The following is an 18548-nucleotide window of genomic DNA, read 5'->3' as shown; positions in this document are numbered from 1 at the left end:
CGCCGCTCTCGCATGACGAGATGGACGACAACTTCGATCACCTGGACAAGGTGAAGCTGGAGGATCGTCACCTTGAGGGCCTGCGCGAGGCGGTGGACGCGGCCGGCGGAACAATTGGCGACCAGGCCGAGTCGCTAGCCTCCATCGAGGAGACGCTTGCCGGTAAGCAATCGCGATCGGAGCGCGGTGTGGCCGGCGGATACGCACCGCTCGCTAATGACAGACGGGTGCCATTGGAATTCCTTCCCGAAGGCGTCATCAACTCCAATGACAAGGGATGGTTCGCGACACCCGCGGACCTAATGGAAGCGCACCCGCTCGGAATCAACGGGTACTGGGCGATCGTCGGAACCACCGACTCCGTCTGGGTGTGGGATGGCAACTCCCTCGCGTGGGTCGACACCCAGCAACGTAGTCCGGTCAGCAGCGTCAACGGACACACTGGCAAGGTGGTACTCGAAGCAGCGGACGTTGGCGCGGCTCGCCCGTCCACGGTCGAAGTGTTCCTTCAGTCGGCAACCTACTTCAAGCCCGCAGGCGCGAAGGGCATCGAGGTGCTGCTCATCGGCAGCGGCTCCGGCGGTAACAGCGGCCGCACCGGCACCGGTTCGCTGCCCGGAGGCGGAGCTGGCGGCGGGGCTGCAATTACGCATGCTGAGCTGCTCGCGCCTGAGGTGGCCGACTCGTGCGCGGTGGTCGTGGCTGCCGCAAGTACCGGCGGCTTCGCAGCACCTGGGCAGGCGTATCACCTCCAGGGCGCCGCCGGAAAAGCCTCGGCCTTCCACTTCAATGGGAGCGCGCGCATCGTCGCGAATGGCGGCGACAGCACGGTCGATGCCAATGGCGGGCCCGCGGGCGCAGGTGTGCTGGCGGGAGGCGCAGGCGGTTCCGGAGCGGCCGGCGCCGCAGGTGCGGCAGGCGCCAAGGGCAGTGGCGGCGCGCCGGGCGGCGGCGCAGGCGGCGGCGTTTCCGCCACGGATGTCGCCTATTCCGGTGGGCTCTCGCCCTATCCACCGCAGTACACAGACCGTATGACCACCTACGTAACCGGGTCGAACGGCATCGCGCCGGGTGGCGACGCGATCGACATGAGCACGCACCCGGTCTTCTCGTTGTACCTGCGGCCCGGCTTGGCCGGGGCCGGCGGCGCAGGCGCTGCGGACACCGATGGGGGTGATGGTGGCAGCGCGGGCGGGTTCGGCGCGGGCGGTGGCGGCGGTGGCAGTACGCGCGCCGGCTACACCCCGGGCAAAGGCGGCGCCGGCGCGCCCGGCGTCGTCGTCGTCATCACCCACTTCTGAGGTTGAGATGCGATACGAACGAATTTCAGGCACCGACGACGCTGCGGTTTGGTTCGACGTCGCCGGCCGCAGTGGTGTGACCATCGCGGGTGATGAACGGTGGCCCGGCTTCCAGGCATGGGCAGAGGAGAACCCGCCCAACGAAGGCACGCAGGCGATTGAGATGGCGCGCATCGAGGCTACGGAGCGCCTGCACGCGATGGTGGATCAGGTACTCGCGCCGATCCTCGCGCGTTACCCTGGAACCGAGGCCATGACCTGGCCGACGCAACTATCCGAAGCGCAAGCGTGGCTGGCAGATCCATCCCGATCGGTGCCGACGCTCCTACTCGATGAGATCGGCGGTCCGTTCGACGAAGCGGGGAAGCAGCAGTTCTGCGAAGCGGTGGTCAGCCTGGCCAACGATTTCAAGGTCGCCAGCGGCAGGGCGATCGCATGGCGCCGGGAGTGCAGCGACTGGATTGCGCAGTGCGATGCCGCCGCGGCGCTGCACGCGTGGCGCCCGCTGTACCCGGAGGTGCCGCTTTGAGTTCATTCACGACGCCTGCGGATCTGCGCCTGTTGGATCGATACCGGTGGGAGCTTCTCGCGGACTTCGAGTACCACGTGGGCAGCTTCCCAAGCGAGGAGTTGATCCGAGTGCCCGCCGGCACGGTCACCGACTTGGCCAGCGTGCCTCGGCTCCTGTGGGTGGTATTTCCGCCCCATGGTCGCTATGCGAAAGCCGCGATCGTGCACGACTACCTGTACGCGAACGCGATCGGCACGAAGTCTGGTGCGGATCGCATCTTCCTCGAGGCGATGGGGGTGCTGCGCGTGCCCACCTGGCGCCGTCGGCTCATATACGGCGCGGTGCGCCTCTTCGGTCGCGGCGCTTACGTTTGTGCGGTCGCGACGAAACAACCCATGGTGGATTGCCAAGATGGACAGAATTAGCACGCCTGCCCGAGCCCGCGACCTGCACGGGCCCGGCAAGGATGGCTTTCAAGATGGCGACGTGTTTACGGGGAGGCCCGCCACGGAGGTCGGCGCGGCGTGGATGAACGACTTTCAGGAAGCGCAGATGCGCGTCATCGAGGCGGCGATGATGCGCGGTGAAAGCGGGAATCACGGCCTGCTTCTGGACGCTATCTTGTGGCACATCAGTCACTCCGTTTCTGAGCATGCGGAGCACTTTGCGTCGGCTGACGCCTTGCTCGCGCACATCCGTGACCGGGAGAACCCGCACGGTGTGACGCTGGATCAGTTGGGCGCTGCGCCGCGGGAGAGTCCGGACTTCACCGGATCGCCGCGAGCGCCCACCCAAGCCACCAACGACAACAGCACTTTGGTCGCCACTACCGCGTTCGTGCGCGCCGCGATTGCGGCGATCCTCGGAGAGTCCGGGATGCTCGGCGGCTTCACGCATTCGTTCACACAGAACGGGTGGCATCGTGATCCTAGCGGAAAGATCACACAGTGGGGCCGCTACCTCGGCGTGCGACGCGAAGGAACGGGACCGACCATCACCTTTCCGGTGGCATTTCCCAATGCTTGCCTGTCGGTGGCCGTGTTCGATTGGAATCGAAGCGGCGGCGGAAACGGCAATTGGGAGGACATCGACTGCTTCATCCAGGTGACGGGTGATCCTTCCCTTACTGGCTTCAGCACCTATGTGCAAAGCCCAGCCAGCGTTGCGGACTATTTCGAAGGCTTCTTCTGGGAGGCGACAGGCTTTTGATGGACACCTTCTTCAGCGCGACAACCGGCGGCTTCTACCTCAATGGCCTTCATGACGAGATGCCAGAGGACGTCGTTGAGATTACGCCCGAGCGGCACGCAAGCTTGTTCGAAGGGCAGGCGGCGGGACGTCGCATCGTCGCTGGCGACGATGGTTTCCCGAAACTCGGAGACGAACCCGCACCGGGTGTCGAGGAGGTCACGGTGCTGGCGCGGCGTCGGCGTGACCGGCTACTGGCCGCGAGCGACTACCGGGCCATGCCGGATTATCCGCAGAGCGAAGCGCAGCGTGCCGCCTGGCTGGGTTACCGACAGCAGCTCCGAGATTTGCCAGCGACATCGGGCTTTCCCGCAGTGATCCTCTGGCCTGCGGAGCCCACCGGTAATTGAGCCCGCGCTAGTCTGTGAACACTCGCAACGTTCCGCTCGCACTGAACTCGCCAGGCTTCACGTCGCTTGCCGATTTTCCGCCGCTTCGCACTGGATAACTCAGGAGCTTCATCGTGGTGCCGCCGCTCTTGCCGGCGTCATACAGGCGAATCTGCGATGCGGTGGTGGCCGTCCCTGGCACGAGGGCCTGGGGCGCGCCCCCTCGACTGTCTACCGCTTCGACCATCACGCCGACGTTCGGGTTCGTGCTCTGCAGCGCCTTGGTGGTGCCCGCCTTGGTACCTATGAGGCCGATCCGATAGTTCGGATCAACGACGCCGCCCGTGCCGGTGCACACGTAATGCAGCGGGTACTCGTTCTTTTGATAATTGGGGGGCAGCGTACCGAGCCCATTCAACTCGGTAACTTCGACAGGCGGCAGTTTGATGTTGATCGGCTGGCCCCTGTTGACCGTGCAGACGGCGGACGGCTTGGGCGCCGGAGGATGCAGGCCAATACCAAGGGCAAGGGTGTGGAGGTCGATCCCACCACCAGACAGGCAGCTGGCGGGTTTGGTCCAGGTGCCATTGCTCTTCACTTGCGCCGACCAGGATAGCGGGGAGGCGAACGAGAGGAGCAGGCCGTCGGTCGTTGTGTCCGATACCTTCTTCAATGAGTAGTACACCGTGGTCTTTAACGTGTACGTGCCCGCGGTGGGCAAAGTCATTGTCGAGTACGCCGGCCCCGAGTTGGTAACGTAATTCCCGTTGCCTAGCATCATCGACAGACCGTAGCCCTGGGCCCCACCGAAGAAGCCCCGTGCATTCGCTTCTGCGTACCAACTGCCCGCTGTACCGTTGACCCAGTGTGCCTCGAACGCTACTTCCTCCGACGTGTTTCCCGTCTTCTGGAGGGTGTACGTGTACTCGACGGTGGCCGTGTTGACCGGGGTGTTCTTGGGGGCCGTCCAGTCAATGCCTTCTTGTGCCCACGCCTTCGTGATGACCGCCGTAGGTCCACTTGTGCAGGTAACGGTCGCCTTGGCGGCCGGCGTGAATAGAATCGCGAGGGCGAGGCAGGTGAGGACGCGCTGGCCCTTCAACGGAAACACTACGGGCATGAGGTGGACGCCATGCAGGAAGTCCTCTACAGCAGACCACCGCGAGTTGATCTCCGTCTCTACAAGGAGTTGCAGTTATCGTGGCCCGTTCAGAATCAAGGCCTCGGCTCTTGAGATGGCCGGGACTAAGATGAATGCATGCTCCCGTCCAACTTCTTCTGGGTCGACTCCGACGGCGCCAGCTATCCGGGCGATCGCTACATCTGCGCGGCGTCTGTGACCGCAAGGACGGGGTGCCCCGATGCCGCGTCGCCATCTACTGGACCGGTCGGGAATAGCGCGGCGTGGCCGGAAGCGTTGCCCAGGGCAAGCGCCACGTCGATCCTGGTTGAACTCGGGTGCGTGCCGCCTGAACACCGGCAGCTTTGGCTACTCACCGAAGCCTAGCTTTCTCAAGTCGGCTGCGCAGAGCGTGCCCTTGACGTAGGGGTGGGGAATTTGTACTTCCATCTCGAGCATTGTGTCTGGCACTTGGAGCTTCATTAAGAAGTAGGGGCCATTGGGCTCGATCGCCAAGCAGTTCACGTAAGCAGAAGCGAACTCGTTGCTGCGGAGCCAAGGGCCGAGAATGCCCTTGAGCTCAGTCTCGGCGCCGTCTTGCAGCACCACGCTGATCATCTTTGGCTTTGACATTTATAGTCCTCACGTCGGGCGATCATCGTAATAGGGGGTCGCTTGTCGTCGAAGCTCGCATACATCGCGGCCACGTTCGACGGGTCCGAATTGAGCCAGGCTTCAACGTGTTCTGGTTTGATGTTGATGATCGTGCGGTCGTGGCCGGCCTTGACAACCTCTGGTTCTGGGGCGTCGGTGATTGCTGCGCGAGCCGCGGGGCAGGGGCGCTGCGCCTGAGGTCAGACAGCATCTCGCGCGCGGACGCGACCGATGTTGGCCGCAACTTCCATGCACGCTATTCATGGTGGTAGCCCGCTGGAGACAGGGAATTTGACTTGCGTAGTAGTCAAGCGCTCGTGAACGGGGGGCGATGGGAACCAACATAGGTGTCCTCCGCCCTACGCCAATGGTCCCAGCATCGATCCGACAGCTCTGCCCGGTCTTCCAATGCACGTCACGTGTCGTCAGATGGCCGACTGTAGCTAGCTCAGGCGGGCCTTAACAGTTCCCCGGTCCACCTGGGTTTAGCATTCGGCGTCTGTCTCACCAGGCAATGGCCCCATCCCGTTGCCTCCTGAAGGCGTGCCACGTTGCTGGCGGGGCGCAATCTAGCCGCCCAGTTGAGTTCAACGATGCCCTCCGACCGGGTACATGTGCTCTGCAGACTTGTCGAGAAGCTTGCCCATGCATCACCGCTCCGAACAGCGACACTTGATCGGTTCCATCGGCGTCACGGTGGTGCTGGGTGTTATTGGGATGACTATCGGCTTGGTTACGCGTTCGCGAGCCATTCTTTTCGATGGCATGTACAACCTGGTCGACGTTGTAATCACCATTGGGTCGCTTATGGTCGCCCGCTTGATCTCTACAAATGGAACGCGCCGCTTCCAGTTTGGGTTCTGGCACCTTGAGCCCTTGATTGAACTGTTTGGGGGCGTAGCGCTGAGTTTGTCCTGCGTGTACGCAGCGCTGACCGCAGTCGCAGATTTGCGCAGCGGCGGCGCCACGGACGTCGAATATGGAGTAGGTGCGATCTGGGCGGCGCTAACGGCGGTGCTGGCCTTCGCCATGGCCGTCGTGATGCACCGGGCCGCAAAGCGTACGGGGTCGGGACTGGTGGCGCTTGACGCGAGGGGCTGGGTGGTCAGCGGAGGCTTGAGCCTTGGACTGCTGCTCGGCTTCCTGGCAGCCTTGGCCATGGCCGACGGCAAGTTTTCCTCATCGGTCAAATACGCCGACGGAACTGTCCTTCTCATTGTATCCCTGGCCTTGCTGCCCATTCCGATCCGCTCGATATGGCATGCGGCGGCTGAGGTCGGTCAGATCGCTCCGCGGGCCCTGGAGACGCGCGTGTCTGCAGCAATCGCAAATGCAATTGCCTCGCATGGTTTCGTCGACGTCACCAGCTACGTGACCAAGTCGGGGCGGGCTCGCTTTGTGGAGATCCATCTACTGGCGCCGAGCGGCCACGAAGGCGGCGCCGTGGATCGACTCGATGCATTGCGCAGCCAGATCGCCGCAGATATTGGCGAGGATGGCTCGCACCTGTGGCTTACACTGAGCGTTACCTCCGATGAGCGATGGTTGTAGCGCCTAACAGCCCGAGTCGTGTCGGCTGAGCGATGACCCAGCTTGCCACGTTAGTACCGGGCGTGTGGTTTCACTCTTGGCCAGAGCGAGGAACACGATGAAGAAATGGTTGTCCGGATCCGGGGAGGTGAGCTCTACGAAACCTCCGTCACGACCAGAGAGTCAGACGCTGGCATTGCACATCACCGACATCAGACAACTATTCAATTCGATGGATCCGGCTCCGTTCAATGAACGTGATCTAGACTCAGCTGCCGTGAACTACATCGTTGAGTGGGCTAGCCAGTTGCCGCCCAGGCAGGAATTGGCCCTGCACGTGCAGGTAGGGAGCCAAGTTGCAGTAGGTGGAGATGAGACTGCCTTCAGAACTGCGGTCAAGGAATACTTCTCTCGACGCGCCGATCATTCTCGCCTGCAATTAAAAGCGCTCTTTCGAACTGGTCGAATTAGCTTGATGATCGGTTTAGCGTTCTTGACCGCCGCCATATTCATAGGAGAGCTAGTTGCAGGGGCCCTGAAAGACAGCTATGCGACCTTGGTCAGGGAGAGTTTCGTCATCGGGGGGTGGGTGGCTCTATGGAGACCACTGGAGATATTCCTCTACCAATGGTGGCCTATCCAAGGGCAAGTGCGGCTATATCGCCGATTGAGTCAGATGCCAGTGAGCTTGACGAGGTCCAATCCCACCGTGCGCTAGAGCTGCAAAGCACCTGAGGCTTGTTGGCCAAACGCCGAGCACGCCATGCGCGACCAACTACTGACTAGACGGCCCCTTGGGTCCGGTAAACGCATCGATCGCCACGCCCGTTGTCGAATGGGGGGGCGGACGCCTGGATACCGCGTTTGGAGCCGGGGATGCCGACGGTCGTCATTCCCGTTCGGATCGGCAACTGCCCCATCAGGAACGCCGCGCGACCCGCAGTGCAGCTCGGCTGCCCATAGTGATCGGTGAATAGCATGCCGTCGCGAGCGATGCTGTCGATGTTGGGGGTGTGACCCATCATGCCGTGCGTGTAGGCTCCGACATCCCACATGCCGATGTCGTCGCCCCAGATCACCAGGATGTTCGGTCGTGAAGCAGCGGGGCCTGCGCCCCGACCAGACGCTGCCTTTGTAGTGGCCACAGTATTTCTCCCGTAACGCCTGCCAGTCGGCCGCGAACTCTTGCGTTCCTCGCAGCGAAGGGGGCGTCGCATGTAGCACGGCAAGGAGCATGCCTAGTGGATGGGCAGTCCCGTGCTCGGACGCGCAGCAACTATCCGGCGCCTGCGAGCGTCCGCTTCTGGCCGATGGCGGACATTGGGCCGTCGTCCGCTTAACGGTCGCAGGCCGTGAGACAGGCGCTCGTAGGATGGCGCCATGCTTCCTGACGGCTTCCACTTCGAGCGATACGTGGGCGGCCCGGGCTTGTACTTGGGTGATCGCGTCGTTGCGTCTGCGTGCCCGGCGAACCACGATCCCGACTCGCCCTGGCGGGTGTGCATGAGCCCCGCCGGGCTACCGCGCTATGTCTTCACATGCACCGAGACTGGCGCCGAGCGGTACTTGGCGCAGTGGGCACGGAAGTGGGAGCGCGAGATTCGCGAGGCCGTCGGCGCCAGCTCTGGATCGTTCGCGCATCTGAGCCTGCCTGGCGGCGAGCGTCCTGCGACCACGTACATCCACCGGCGTCATGGGCGCCGCGCCACGAGGATCGCCCGATGACGCCGAAGCTCGCTTGGACCGAACTGGAACCACTCCTCAAGCAGCTGCGGCTGCTCGCGGACGACCTGAAGGAGCGCTTTCCGGACGAAGGTGACTTCTTTCCTAGGTTTGCAGACCTAGCCGACGAGGTTCGGGAAGTCGCGAACGATGACTGCATCGAGGATGCAAGCATTCGGATCACGGACATTCTGATCGGTCTCGGCTACGTGCCCGAAGAGCATAGGCAGCATTAGCCCGAGTGGTTCAATCTCGCTCGGTGAAAGGACCGGCGTCCTCCCAAGCCGCCCGAATCTTTTCGGACACCTCACCCCACGCCAGCCCTGTTACGTAGCTTCCCCACAAGCGCTCTAACTTACGGGAGACGTCGTTCCAATCGGCCTCCGGGTAGAGCTCCCGAGTCTGTTCGCCAATAGTGCGAATCAGCGCCGAATAAGGTGGTCGTGTCGGACCGGTCCAGTCGCGTTCGGTCATGGCTATGTCTGTCCGCGCAATCGGGTCAAAGGCCCGGAGTGGCGATGCCATGGCGATGGAGGATGTTCTCGACTTGCGCCTCCGCTATCAGGCGGTTCGCTGCTCTCTCCACCACCGGCTCGATGTAACAGCTAAACGCGGTGAGAACATCCTCCTGTGGAACTACCTCCACGATCACAGGAATCATCGCCTCAAAGGCCTCTAGGTCTTCGCTTGTTGTCGCCATGGCCAGCCCCTCGCTAGGGCCAAAAATTTGCCGCGACGATCGTTAAGTCGACGTCGAGGAACCGCAAAAAACGTCATTAAGCTGCGATGCGGTGCTCGTAGAACGGGTGCCGCTTGTCCTCAAGAATCGCGTCCATGGCGGCGAGGTTCTTCGGGTCCGGATTCAGCCACGCATCCACGTGCTCAGGCTTGATGTTGATGATTGTCCGGTCATGCCCAGTCATGGCTACCTCTGGCTCTGGGTTGTCCGTGATCGCGGCGCAGGACAGTAGCTCCTCGACGCCATCAGTCCAGGCGTACCAGAGCACGGGGATGTAGAGGGGCTCGCCCGTCTGCGGGGTGAACTCCAGCTCCATGCTCTTCGGACGCTCCCCATCGGCCAGCGCGCGCTGTTCGTAGTCGTGGCGGGCCACGCGCTCGTAGAAATGCGTCGCGGCCATGATTCCGTGGTTGTAGCCGTAGAGGCGCTTCCACACGCTGCGCAGGCTGTCTCGGCGGGCGTTGTACGTGCCGGGCTTGGCCTTCTCGTCCGCGAGTGTCCAGCCGGGCAGGCGGCATTGGTAGCGCATGGGCTTAACGACCTTCCGGTCGCCTTCCTTGACCATGACCAGCGTGTAGTCGCCGGGCCAGATCCGATCGTCGTCTTCCGCGGGCTCGGTGCGCTGGAGTTTGTCGGCCTTGGCCTGCTCGGCATCGATCCGGTTGTTCGCGACTCGGATGATCTCCCGGGACTTCTTGGTGACCCGCTTCTGGAGGGCTGCCTCAGCCTCGGCGATCTTTTCCTGCTGAATGGCGATGCGCGCCCCGATCCGCCCAAGCTCAGCCTCGCGGGCCTCGTCGATCATCTGCTTCACCTGGGCCTCCAACTCGTCCCGCGGCTCCGTGAACGCCAGCTCGATCGCCTTGGGAATCTTGGGGCTGCCGCCCTCCCGGCGCTCCCAGTAGATCCGCGTGAACTCCCCGACGCTCAGGATGGCACCGAACTGGCGGGTGAACTTCTTGTAGTCGGCCCAGATCTGGGCGGAGTAGCACATTGCGCCGGTCCCTGATGGGCTGCGGGAACTATAGTCCCGCGTCGCGCGAACGTGGCGACCGCTTTCGGCCAGAAGCGGTCATCCCCGCCGTCATCCGGTCTCTCCTGGCGCGTGGAGATGCACTAATTGCCCTTGCATGCAACCGCGTGTTCGACCAACTCGGCTGTCCAGTCCTCAGCAAACGCAAAGCACCTCTCGGTGACGTATTCGCTGCCACGAGCGTACACGGGCAACACCGCAGGACCGGACGCAATATCCGGAACTGTCCTGCGCCATGCAGCCAAGCAGGCGTCCGGATCGGGATGCGTACGAATCAAAGCCCGTAGTGCCATGCGAAGGACAAGAACCTGAGCCTGCAAATCGCAAAGCGCTTCCTCCGTCAGTCGGTCCATAGGCTCCCACCAACATTGAGGTAAAAAGCGCCCCGCCTCTGCGGGGCGCTACTAGATCAGTTGTTGAAGGTTGATCCCACCTGGATACGGCGAGGGGTGGTCTCGGGACGCTTCGGGATCATGATCCGCAACACGCCGTTGTGACCGGTCGCCGTAATCCCTTCAGGGTCGGCGCTATCAGGGAGGGCAAAACGGCGGTGGAAGCTTCCGTGTTGGCGCTCGATGCGGGAGAAGCGTTCGCTTTCTTCGATCTCGGAGGTACGCTCTCCCTTAATGGTTAGCAATCCCCTATCCATCTGCACATCGATGTTCTTAGGGTCTACGCCGGGAATATCGGCATAGAGGATGAAGCGGTCCTGCTCTTCCTTGATGTCTACTAACGGAATCCATTGGCTTGTCACGACTGACGATTCGTCCCTGGAGCCGCCCTGCAAAAAGTTGCCTTCAAAAAGGCGATCGATGATTTGACGGACTGGGTCTGTGGTTCCCTGTCCGCCCCACTGCGGAAAGCGAGCCATCTGATTCATCGCATCTCTCCAAAAAAGCGTTGATCTCCGGATGTGGCAGGTCCCATCCGGGCTGAAAAATAGCGCGCCGACGCGTCTTTTCAAGCGGGGGATGCAGGTCCGTTGGCGATTCTTAAGGGTCGTCAAAAATTCGTAGAAATTACCCTTCAGGTATGTCCGCCTTGGGCCGAAACCGTTCCCAGCGCTCAGGCATTCCAGAAGTCCTCTAGCGGGCAGAACCGTACATTTGGCAGCGGGGTAAAGCCCTTGCGGCTTGAGAAGCTGATCCTCCGCGGCTGGAGGCGGATTCTGCCGGACCGATCAGTTGGTATAGTCTCGATTCTGGCGGCAGTACGCCGCGCCCGCGCCGACGGCCATGGATCCAATTTCGCTTGAAGACCTCGCTTTACTGGAGGTGTTAAAAAGGATCTCTCAGCACACTGCGCTGACCGATGATGACTCCGTCGTTCGAGACCGGCTCATCGAGAGCGGATTGGTGGTTGAGGACGAGGAAGGACTGGGTCTGACGTCGGCCGGCATCGAGATGTGCAAATCCCTCCAACATCGGGCTGCCGCCGATGCGCAGGCTGCCAAGATTCTCCACCAACGCGAGAACGGCGACCAAGCCCCGGCGGGTTAGGTAGCGCTGGTTGTTTGGTCGAGACAGGCTGCTAAAGCAAGCTCAAGGTCCTTAAGTGGGGTCCACCGCGCATCGCAGCCGGAATCTCGTCGTCGACGTATGCACTTGCAACCAGATTCGGAATCCCTCGTTCAGTGAGCAGGGTGGCGACGTCGGCACCCCTCTCGCCTCCGAGATCAATGTCCAGCACCGCCACAGCAATTGATGGCTCCCGATTGATATCCGTGATGCCTCCCTTCCGGATCCTCGACCTGCAAGGTTCGCGATCGTGGATGCACTTTCCCCAATGGTGGCGATGTCCGCTTTGGGAAGCGGACATTGGCACTGGCCGAGCCGACCGCCCTACCTCAATGACCGCTATCGGTCAGAAGCGGAGGTTCGCGCGGCGTGAGCTGTGCCTAGCTTCGCGAGGCTTGCCAGGACGCACGTGGTGAGGCAATCGAACAGGCTGCATTAGCAGCGCGCCAACGACGAGCCAGATGAACTTCGGCTCGAACCAGGCACGAGCACTCCCGACTTAGGTTGCGCCCAGTCACGATATTCACCTACATCTACCAGGTGCAGCCTAGGTCCCCAGTGTCGAAGGCGCTCCGGTCAGCGCGGAAACAATCCCCGCACCGAACGTTCCCCTCGCACGTCTGCGCCCAATGTTTGCGCCATGAGTGCCAGCGCCCGCGCCTTGCGTTCGGATGTCTGGGCAGCAACTGCATCGCCAGGTACCCATAGCCCGAACTCCCGCATGTGGGCGTCCTGGGCCGTCGCGAGGATGCACGAGTCGGCTGCGATTCCGGTAATCACCAGGCGTTGCGTCCGAAGCTTGGCGAGCAGGACCGTAAGCGGTGTGGCGAGGAAGGCCGAATGCTTCGGCTTGAGAATGTGGAAATCGCTACTGCGAGGCGCCAGCTTGCGCGCGATCTCAGCAGGCGGACCCTGCGTGCTGATGCATTGCGCCACCAGATCACGAAACTCGCCCTGCCAGTGGGCGAAGTTGTCATTGATATAGACAACAGGCGCACCGGCGCGATCGAACCGCGTGCGCAGCCGCTCTATCACGGACGCACAACGAACGGCCGCAAATGCCAGCGAGGCAGCGTCCTCGAACTCGAACAGGTTCATCATGTCCACGATGAGCAACGCTGGCGGTTTTGCTGGCATATGCGAACATTAGGCCTGAGCCTGCACCCCGGCCCTTCGTTGTGCGGTCTACGGCTCTGTCTGCCCGCGATCAGGCCCATCAAACGCCGGGCGGATCTGTCTCACGCTCCCAGTGCCGATGGTGCGAAAGCGCATCCACGAAGGCGGCGATGCTGTCGTCGTCAGGTCTATCGGCCTGCACGATGCCCGGGTCCTCGCTCCCGTCCGGCAGCTCGGGCGATGCCCCCGCTGCTTGAAGGAGCGCGCTCGACGCGCCAATGGCAAGAATCGGTTTGCAATGGCGGTACTGCTCCTTCACGAACTCGATGGCGCGACCGTCGCCAATCAGCGCCTGCACCACCTCCTCACCTTCCGGAAGCACGACGGCGTCGAACAGGGGACCTGGCTCGTTCTCCAGCGAAGCCTCTGCCTCCATCGCGCGCCCCTCGCGCGTGGTGAACGGGCCCACCCTCTGCCCCACGAGCCGCGGCATCGCGCCAGCACCTTTCAGCGCGGCATGCACCGCTGCCAACGCCGCACCATTGACACCATCGCCAACCAGTAGCGCGACCTTGCGCGTGCGGATGCCGCCGTCGCCGGGGTGGGACAGCAACGACAGGGCGCCGGACTCCTTCACCTCCGGCCGGGGAACCCGCTCGATGGCCAGTGGCGCGGGCTCCACCTCACCGATCCCGAGCCCGTTGGCCACTTCGGTTGCCAGGTCGGCCGATACGTTCATGAGCTGCGAGAGCATGCGTTCGCGAATCGCCGGCACGGTAACCTTGCTCAACTCAAACCGGAACGCTGCCGCGATATGGGCCTTCTCCGTGTCGCTCTGGCTGCTATAGAACAGCGTCGCCTGATTGAAGTGCTCGGCGAACTTCTCCGGGCGTCCGCGCAGCTCCTCAGCTCGCAGGGGCTCCGGGAACGCAACGAAGCCGGCAGCCCCGGCCTGGAAAGGACATCCTCCGCCAAGACTGTTTGGTTCGTACGCGACGCGTCCCCGATGGATCGCTTGCCGATGCATCCCGTCGCGCTGGTTGTTGTGGACCGGTGCGATCGGGGCGTTGATCGGGATCTCATGGAAGTTGGGCCCACCCAGGCGGGACAGCTGCGTGTCGACGTAGGAGTGGATGCGCCCGGCCAGTAGCGGGTCATTGGTGAAATCGATGCCCGGCACGACGTGGGCCGTGCAGTAGGCCACCTGTTCGGTCTCCGCGAAGAAATTGTCCGGGTTGCGGTTGAGCACCATGCGTCCGATCGGTTCCACCGGCACCAACTCCTCCGGCACGATCTTCGTCGCGTCCAGCACATCGAAGCTGAACTTGTTCGCCTGTTCATCGGTGAAGACCTGGACGCCCAGTTCCCATTCCGGGAACTCACCGGCTTCGATGGCCTCCCACAGGTCCCGGCGGTGGTAGTCGGGATCGGCGCCAGAGATCTTGACCGCCTCGTCCCAGACCAGCGAGTGCGTGCCCAGGCGCGGTGTCCAGTGGAACTTCACCAACCGAGATTCACCGGCCTCGTTGACGAACCGGAACGTATGCACGCCGAATCCCTGCATCATCCTGAAGCTGCGCGGGATGCCGCGGTCCGACATCACCCACATCAGCATGTGGGTGGACTCCGGCATCAGCGACACGAAGTCCCAGAAGGTGTCGTGCGCCGAGGCGGCCTGCGGCATCCCGTGGTGGGGTTCCGGTTTCACCGCATGCACCAGGTCGGGAAACTTCATGGCGTCCTGGATGAAGAACACCGGGATGTTATTGCCCACCAGGTCCCAGTTTCCTTCGTCGGTGTAGAACTTCACCGCGAAGCCGCGAACGTCGCGTGCCGTGTCCTTCGAGCCGCGCGCGCCCTGCACCGTTGAGAAGCGCACAAACACCGGCGTGATCTTGCCGTCCTGCTGGAAGGGCGCGGCGCGCGTGATCTTGCGCAGCGACCGGTAGCACTCGAAATAGCCGTGCGCGCCGGAGCCGCGCGCGTGCACGATGCGCTCGGGAATGCGCTCGTGATCGAAGTGCGTGAGCTTCTCCCGGAGGATGAAGTCCTTAAGCAGCGCGGGCCCTCGCAGGCCCGCCTTCAGGGAATCCTGATTCTGCGCGACAGGAACGCCCTGATTCGTTGTGAGGCGCTCTCCGCCCGCGTCCACCCGAACGCGATCCAGTGGCTCCGTCGTCGGACTGGCGCCAGATGCCGCACGCGCTCCCGCCTTCGCGGACACCTGCGATTCGCTCAAGGTACTGGCGCCAACCAACGACTGAACGTCGACATGCGCACCTTCGGGCGGATCCAACGCGCCTTCGCGGCCGTACTCGGTCGCCTTGTTCGCGTTATGCGGGAACGCCGCTGCGGTTGCCTGCACCTCCCGCTCCTGATTCGCGAGGGCGCCATCGCCGCCCTCCTTGCCGCGACCGCCTTTTGCCGTCCCGCCTGCCTTGCTCGTGCTGGCCTTGCGTGGCTTCGCTTCCTTGGCTGCGGCGGGCTTCTTTCGGCTGGCCATGGACGTTCTCCAGATGCGGTGGGATGGACAGGGCATCACATCCCTGGCCAACCCCAGACTGCCGCGTTGCGGGTGCACGCCGCGTGGTCTTTCGCGAGATCTCGTTCAACTTGGCGAAGAGCGCGTTATGTGCCCTATCCACGCGGCGCTCCAAGCTACGCGCGAGAGAGTGCCGAAGCGGTGAACGCGCAGCGTCCATGCATCGTGACGAAACGAGCGTCCACGCATTCTCGACAGGAAAGGTGCCATGTTCGGCGCACCCACCTACAACGGCAGGCACTTTCATGACACGTGACATCCTGAAGACGCTGAAGGCAGAGCACGACGAGCTGCGCGGCTTGTTCGCCGAGCTCAAGGAAACAACGGACCGGGGCGTGAAGAAGCGCGAAGGACTCCTGGAGAAGATCGAGGATGCGCTGATTCCCCACGCGAAGTGGGAGGAGACGGTGTTCTACCCGGCCTTCAAGGAACGCGCGGACCGGGAAGGCCTGCAAGCCTGTGCCGAGGCGTATACGGAGCACCATGCCGTGGAGAACACCGTCATCCCCGAAGTCCATGCTGCCGATCCGGGAAGCCCTGAGTTTGCTGGGCGCACGAAGGTCTTCGGCGAGTTCGTCGACCACCATGCGAAGGAGGAAGAGAGCACCATGTTCAAGATGGCGCGCCAGATGTTCTCCGCGCAGGAGCGTGCGCAGTTCGACGAGGACTACGAGAACTGGAAGCAGTCCAGTGCCTCCGCGGCCATGATCGCAGGGGAGAAGGCGAAAGCCGGCATCCGGAGCATGGCGAAGTCGATGACGCAGTAGAGCGATGGCACGTAACCAGCGCAACTGAGAAACCCCCATGGACGCGATCACCTTGATGAAGATCAGCCCCTCGTCCTGGCGTGCGTCAACCGACACCGTTTCGATGGAGCGCGGTTCCGAATTGGAGGACATGCGTGCTCCGGAATGAATCGGACGGACGTCCGCTTTGGGTCGAAAGCGGGCATTTGGGCATCACCCTATCGGTTTGCAAGTAGTTGATTCCACGTGATCGGAATGAGGTCCGCTGAGCGGCCGAATCTCAGTCCTAAATCCTTCCGGATCAAAGGGATGGTCGGGTCAGGGCACATGCCTGGGGGGCAGAGGGTCGTCGGTTCAAATCCGGCCGTCCCGACCAATCGTTGCAGTCAAGATCCTCTCCGCGCTCCGCGGAGCAGTCCGGAAGGCCCTATCCACACAAGGTTCTGCGCGAGGTCATGGGACTTCGTGTGCATTGCCATGGGCCGCCGGGCTTCGTATCGGTGGGGCACGCGACAACACCGACGCCAGCCACGCAGAGGCGGATCAAACCCCACCCTCAACGAGATACTCCGCGCAAAGTCGCGCATGGCGGGCAAGTACTTCAAGACGTCGTAGCGTCTCGACCCGCGCGGTCGCGTCGTTCGCGCTGACGGTTCCAGCGGCCACGGAGGCGAGCACCTTGGTCCGGTGCGCGCGCTGCAGCTCGCGCAGGGCATTCGCGTTGTGTTGCAGCTCGCTCATCGCCGACGCGATGGCCACACCATCCGCTCGCAGGTCTGGGACGTGGCCTGACTCGTCATGAGGGTCACCGGGCAGCGCGCCGACATGGTGGGCAATCCGGATCGCGCACGCCATCGCCTTCATGCACAACGCGGTGCCGCGCATATCGTCCGGCTCGCTGGACGCTGCGCCCAGTCCGCCGGGCTCGCCTGCGATCTCGGCCACGCGGGACGCCTCGTCCAGTGCGTGCAGTGTGCGGGTGAGCCGCTCCTGCTCGGTCTTCGATTCAGGCGGGCCGCTGGCTTCGGACATGAACTCCCACGCCTGGCGCAACGCGTCGCTGGCCTGCGCCGCCGTGACGCTCACTTTTCCGGCGGCTTCAGTGGGCGCGGCCAATGCGGAGGCGATGGCGCTGCAGGTGGTTTCCAGTGCGCGCGCCACCGTTCGGCGCACGGCTTCCTCTGCAGCCAAAGGCGTTGAAAGCGCGGCCGGATCGAGGCATCGCGTCAGCGGCGATCGGCGCTCGGGCAGTATCCGCTCCACCACTTGCGTGAAGCGGTCGATCAACGGCAGCAGCAAGGCGACACCGACCACGTTGTAGGCCGTGTGATAGGCGGCCAGCAGCGTCACGCCATCGATGGATGTCGAAGCGCGCACCAGCAGTGGCGTGGTCAACGGAAAAACCACCAGCGCGATCAGAGCGGCAATCACCTTGAACAACACATAGGCCAACGCCAGGCGCTTGGCGGTGCTGCTGGCACCGATGGCGGCCAGCGCGGAGCTCGTGGCGGTGCCGATGTTCTGCCCGATGATCAGCGCGCACGCCTGATCCAGTCCGATGGCACCCGCGTAGTGTGCCGACAGCGTGACGGCGATGGCAGCCGTGGACGACTGCATCACCGCTGTCATCGCCAACCCCAATGCGACCAGCGCCAGCACGCCCCACAGGCTGGACCAGAGGCTGACGCCCGGGCCGAAGACCGTGGGGAAGTCGGCCGGCTGCAACTGCTCGGCCAGTCCGCCCATGCCTTGTTGCAGCGTCGTCAATCCCAGCAGCACCAACGCGAAGCCGGCAAGCGCGCCCCCTGCCGCGGACCAGCGCTCGCGGCCCAGCAGCTTCAGCAATGCGCCGACGAAGATCATCGGCAGCGCGGCGGAGGTGAGCGACACCCGCACGCCGATGAGTGCGATGAGCCAACCGGTGCCGGTCGTGCCGACGTTCGCACCGAACACCAGGCCCAGACCTTGCGCGAACGTGAGCAGCCCCGCGCTCACCAGGCCGATGGTCGTCATCGTGGTCGCGCTGGAGGACTGCACCAGCAGTGTGACGAACGCGCCCCAGAACGCGCCCGACAGCGGCGTCGCAGCCATCCTGCGCAGCGTGTCGCGCAACTTCGATCCGGCCAGCGCTTTCAACCCGCTGGTCATCACGCTCATGCCGAGCAGGAACAAGCCAACGCCCCCCAGAACCGACACCGTCGTTGACATGGTGGTGAGCGTCCTCGTTACTTCGGATGGCGCGGAAGCAGAGGGTGGAAGGGCGCCGTGGCATGGCGGGCAGGTCGCGACCCGGGACGATGCGCGTGCGTGATGCAATGCAACGTTCCTCGAGCATGCGACGTACCCTGTCGAATGTGATGGCCATGTAACGATCGCGTGGCAGACCGCAGGCATGCGAGGCAACACGCACGGACTGCCCGCCATCGCCGCCGCGTTGCCC

19 protein-coding genes and 1 pseudogene are annotated in these 18548 nt (G+C 63.2%); 9 read left to right on the top strand and 11 right to left on the bottom strand.

Annotated elements, in window-relative coordinates:
* Positions 1-20 precede the first annotated feature (20 nt).
* From QLQ15_RS17635 to QLQ15_RS17615, 5 genes are read left to right on the top strand one after another with little or no spacing between them, the layout of a single operon-like run.
* A complete protein-coding gene (locus QLQ15_RS17635; protein ID WP_283214209.1) occupies positions 21-1301 on the top strand; it encodes a glycine-rich domain-containing protein in 1281 nt (426 codons plus the stop codon).
* A 7-nt stretch (positions 1302-1308) separates the two neighbouring features.
* On the top strand, positions 1309-1830 hold the full coding sequence (locus tag QLQ15_RS17630) for a hypothetical protein (RefSeq protein WP_283214208.1): 522 nt from the start codon (positions 1309-1311) through the stop codon (positions 1828-1830).
* Positions 1827-2237, top strand: coding sequence for a DUF1353 domain-containing protein (locus QLQ15_RS17625; RefSeq protein WP_283214207.1), 411 nt, complete (start codon positions 1827-1829; stop codon positions 2235-2237). Before QLQ15_RS17630 ends, QLQ15_RS17625 begins: the two co-directional genes overlap by 4 nt.
* Complete coding sequence (locus tag QLQ15_RS17620; RefSeq protein ID WP_283214206.1) at positions 2224-3021, top strand: gp53-like domain-containing protein; 798 nt, start codon at positions 2224-2226, stop codon at positions 3019-3021. The genes QLQ15_RS17625 and QLQ15_RS17620 overlap by 14 nt, the downstream gene beginning before the upstream one ends.
* Positions 3021-3410: a tail fiber assembly protein gene (locus QLQ15_RS17615; RefSeq protein WP_283214205.1), complete on the top strand. Its 390-nt coding sequence runs from the start codon at positions 3021-3023 to the stop codon at positions 3408-3410. Before QLQ15_RS17620 ends, QLQ15_RS17615 begins: the two co-directional genes overlap by 1 nt.
* 7 nt (positions 3411-3417) lie before the next feature.
* On the opposite strand, the gene QLQ15_RS17610 is transcribed toward QLQ15_RS17615, so the two are convergent.
* From QLQ15_RS17610 to QLQ15_RS18390, 3 genes and pseudogenes are all read right to left on the bottom strand, one after another.
* Positions 3418-4509 carry a fimbrial protein gene (locus QLQ15_RS17610; protein WP_283214204.1) on the bottom strand — a complete coding sequence of 364 codons (1092 nt, stop codon included), beginning with the start codon at positions 4507-4509 and terminating at the stop codon, positions 3418-3420.
* A gap of 369 nt (positions 4510-4878) precedes the next feature.
* Positions 4879-5142, bottom strand: coding sequence for a hypothetical protein (locus tag QLQ15_RS17605; RefSeq protein ID WP_283214203.1), 264 nt, complete (start codon positions 5140-5142; stop codon positions 4879-4881).
* Positions 5124-5333: pseudogene (locus QLQ15_RS18390) on the bottom strand (hypothetical protein); the annotation flags it as partial. The gene QLQ15_RS17605 and the pseudogene QLQ15_RS18390, both read right to left, overlap by 19 nt.
* Positions 5334-5808: 475 nt before the next feature.
* On the opposite strand from QLQ15_RS18390, the gene QLQ15_RS17600 reads away from it, so the two are divergent.
* Positions 5809-6714, top strand: a complete 906-nt coding sequence (locus QLQ15_RS17600; protein ID WP_283214202.1) for a cation diffusion facilitator family transporter — start codon at positions 5809-5811, stop codon at positions 6712-6714.
* A gap of 761 nt (positions 6715-7475) precedes the next feature.
* On the opposite strand, the gene QLQ15_RS17595 is transcribed toward QLQ15_RS17600, so the two are convergent.
* Entirely contained in the window at positions 7476-7772 is a 297-nt protein-coding gene (locus tag QLQ15_RS17595) for a sulfatase-like hydrolase/transferase (RefSeq protein ID WP_283214201.1), read from the bottom strand.
* A 642-nt stretch (positions 7773-8414) separates the two neighbouring features.
* Here QLQ15_RS17595 and QLQ15_RS17590 point away from each other — a divergent pair.
* On the top strand, positions 8415-8651 hold the full coding sequence (locus QLQ15_RS17590) for a hypothetical protein (RefSeq protein WP_283214200.1): 237 nt from the start codon (positions 8415-8417) through the stop codon (positions 8649-8651).
* A gap of 10 nt (positions 8652-8661) precedes the next feature.
* Here the strand turns inward: QLQ15_RS17590 and QLQ15_RS17585 are convergent, their stop codons facing one another.
* From QLQ15_RS17585 to QLQ15_RS17570, 4 genes are all read right to left on the bottom strand, one after another.
* Positions 8662-8889, bottom strand: coding sequence for a hypothetical protein (locus tag QLQ15_RS17585; protein WP_283214199.1), 228 nt, complete (start codon positions 8887-8889; stop codon positions 8662-8664).
* Positions 8890-8914: 25 nt separating this feature from the next.
* Entirely contained in the window at positions 8915-9115 is a 201-nt protein-coding gene (locus QLQ15_RS17580) for a hypothetical protein (RefSeq protein WP_283214198.1), read from the bottom strand.
* 76 nt (positions 9116-9191) lie between these two features.
* Positions 9192-10148 carry an SOS response-associated peptidase family protein gene (locus tag QLQ15_RS17575; RefSeq protein ID WP_283214197.1) on the bottom strand — a complete coding sequence of 319 codons (957 nt, stop codon included), beginning with the start codon at positions 10146-10148 and terminating at the stop codon, positions 9192-9194.
* 448 nt (positions 10149-10596) lie between these two features.
* Complete coding sequence (locus QLQ15_RS17570; protein ID WP_283214196.1) at positions 10597-11067, bottom strand: Hsp20/alpha crystallin family protein; 471 nt, start codon at positions 11065-11067, stop codon at positions 10597-10599.
* A gap of 355 nt (positions 11068-11422) precedes the next feature.
* Between QLQ15_RS17570 and QLQ15_RS17565 the strand changes: the two genes are divergently transcribed.
* Entirely contained in the window at positions 11423-11686 is a 264-nt protein-coding gene (locus tag QLQ15_RS17565; protein ID WP_283214195.1) for a hypothetical protein, read from the top strand.
* Between the two features lie 594 nt (positions 11687-12280).
* Here the strand turns inward: QLQ15_RS17565 and QLQ15_RS17560 are convergent.
* Both QLQ15_RS17560 and QLQ15_RS17555 read right to left on the bottom strand, forming a co-directional pair.
* On the bottom strand, positions 12281-12841 hold the full coding sequence (locus QLQ15_RS17560) for a cysteine hydrolase family protein (protein WP_283214194.1): 561 nt from the start codon (positions 12839-12841) through the stop codon (positions 12281-12283).
* A gap of 79 nt (positions 12842-12920) precedes the next feature.
* Positions 12921-15323, bottom strand: a complete 2403-nt coding sequence (locus tag QLQ15_RS17555) for a catalase (protein ID WP_283214193.1) — start codon at positions 15321-15323, stop codon at positions 12921-12923.
* Positions 15324-15520: 197 nt separating this feature from the next.
* Here QLQ15_RS17555 and QLQ15_RS17550 point away from each other — a divergent pair, with 197 nt between their 5' ends.
* Positions 15521-16129: a hemerythrin domain-containing protein gene (locus QLQ15_RS17550; protein WP_283214192.1), complete on the top strand. Its 609-nt coding sequence runs from the start codon at positions 15521-15523 to the stop codon at positions 16127-16129.
* 522 nt (positions 16130-16651) lie between these two features.
* Here QLQ15_RS17550 and QLQ15_RS17545 read toward each other — a convergent pair.
* Positions 16652-18502 carry a Na/Pi cotransporter family protein gene (locus QLQ15_RS17545; protein WP_283214191.1) on the bottom strand — a complete coding sequence of 617 codons (1851 nt, stop codon included), beginning with the start codon at positions 18500-18502 and terminating at the stop codon, positions 16652-16654.
* Positions 18503-18548 lie beyond the last annotated feature (46 nt).

The sequence above is a fragment of the Lysobacter stagni genome (assembly GCF_030053425.1).
GTDB classification, from domain to species: domain Bacteria; phylum Pseudomonadota; class Gammaproteobacteria; order Xanthomonadales; family Xanthomonadaceae; genus Lysobacter_J; species Lysobacter_J stagni.
This window is presented reverse-complemented; position numbering and strand designations above follow the sequence as displayed.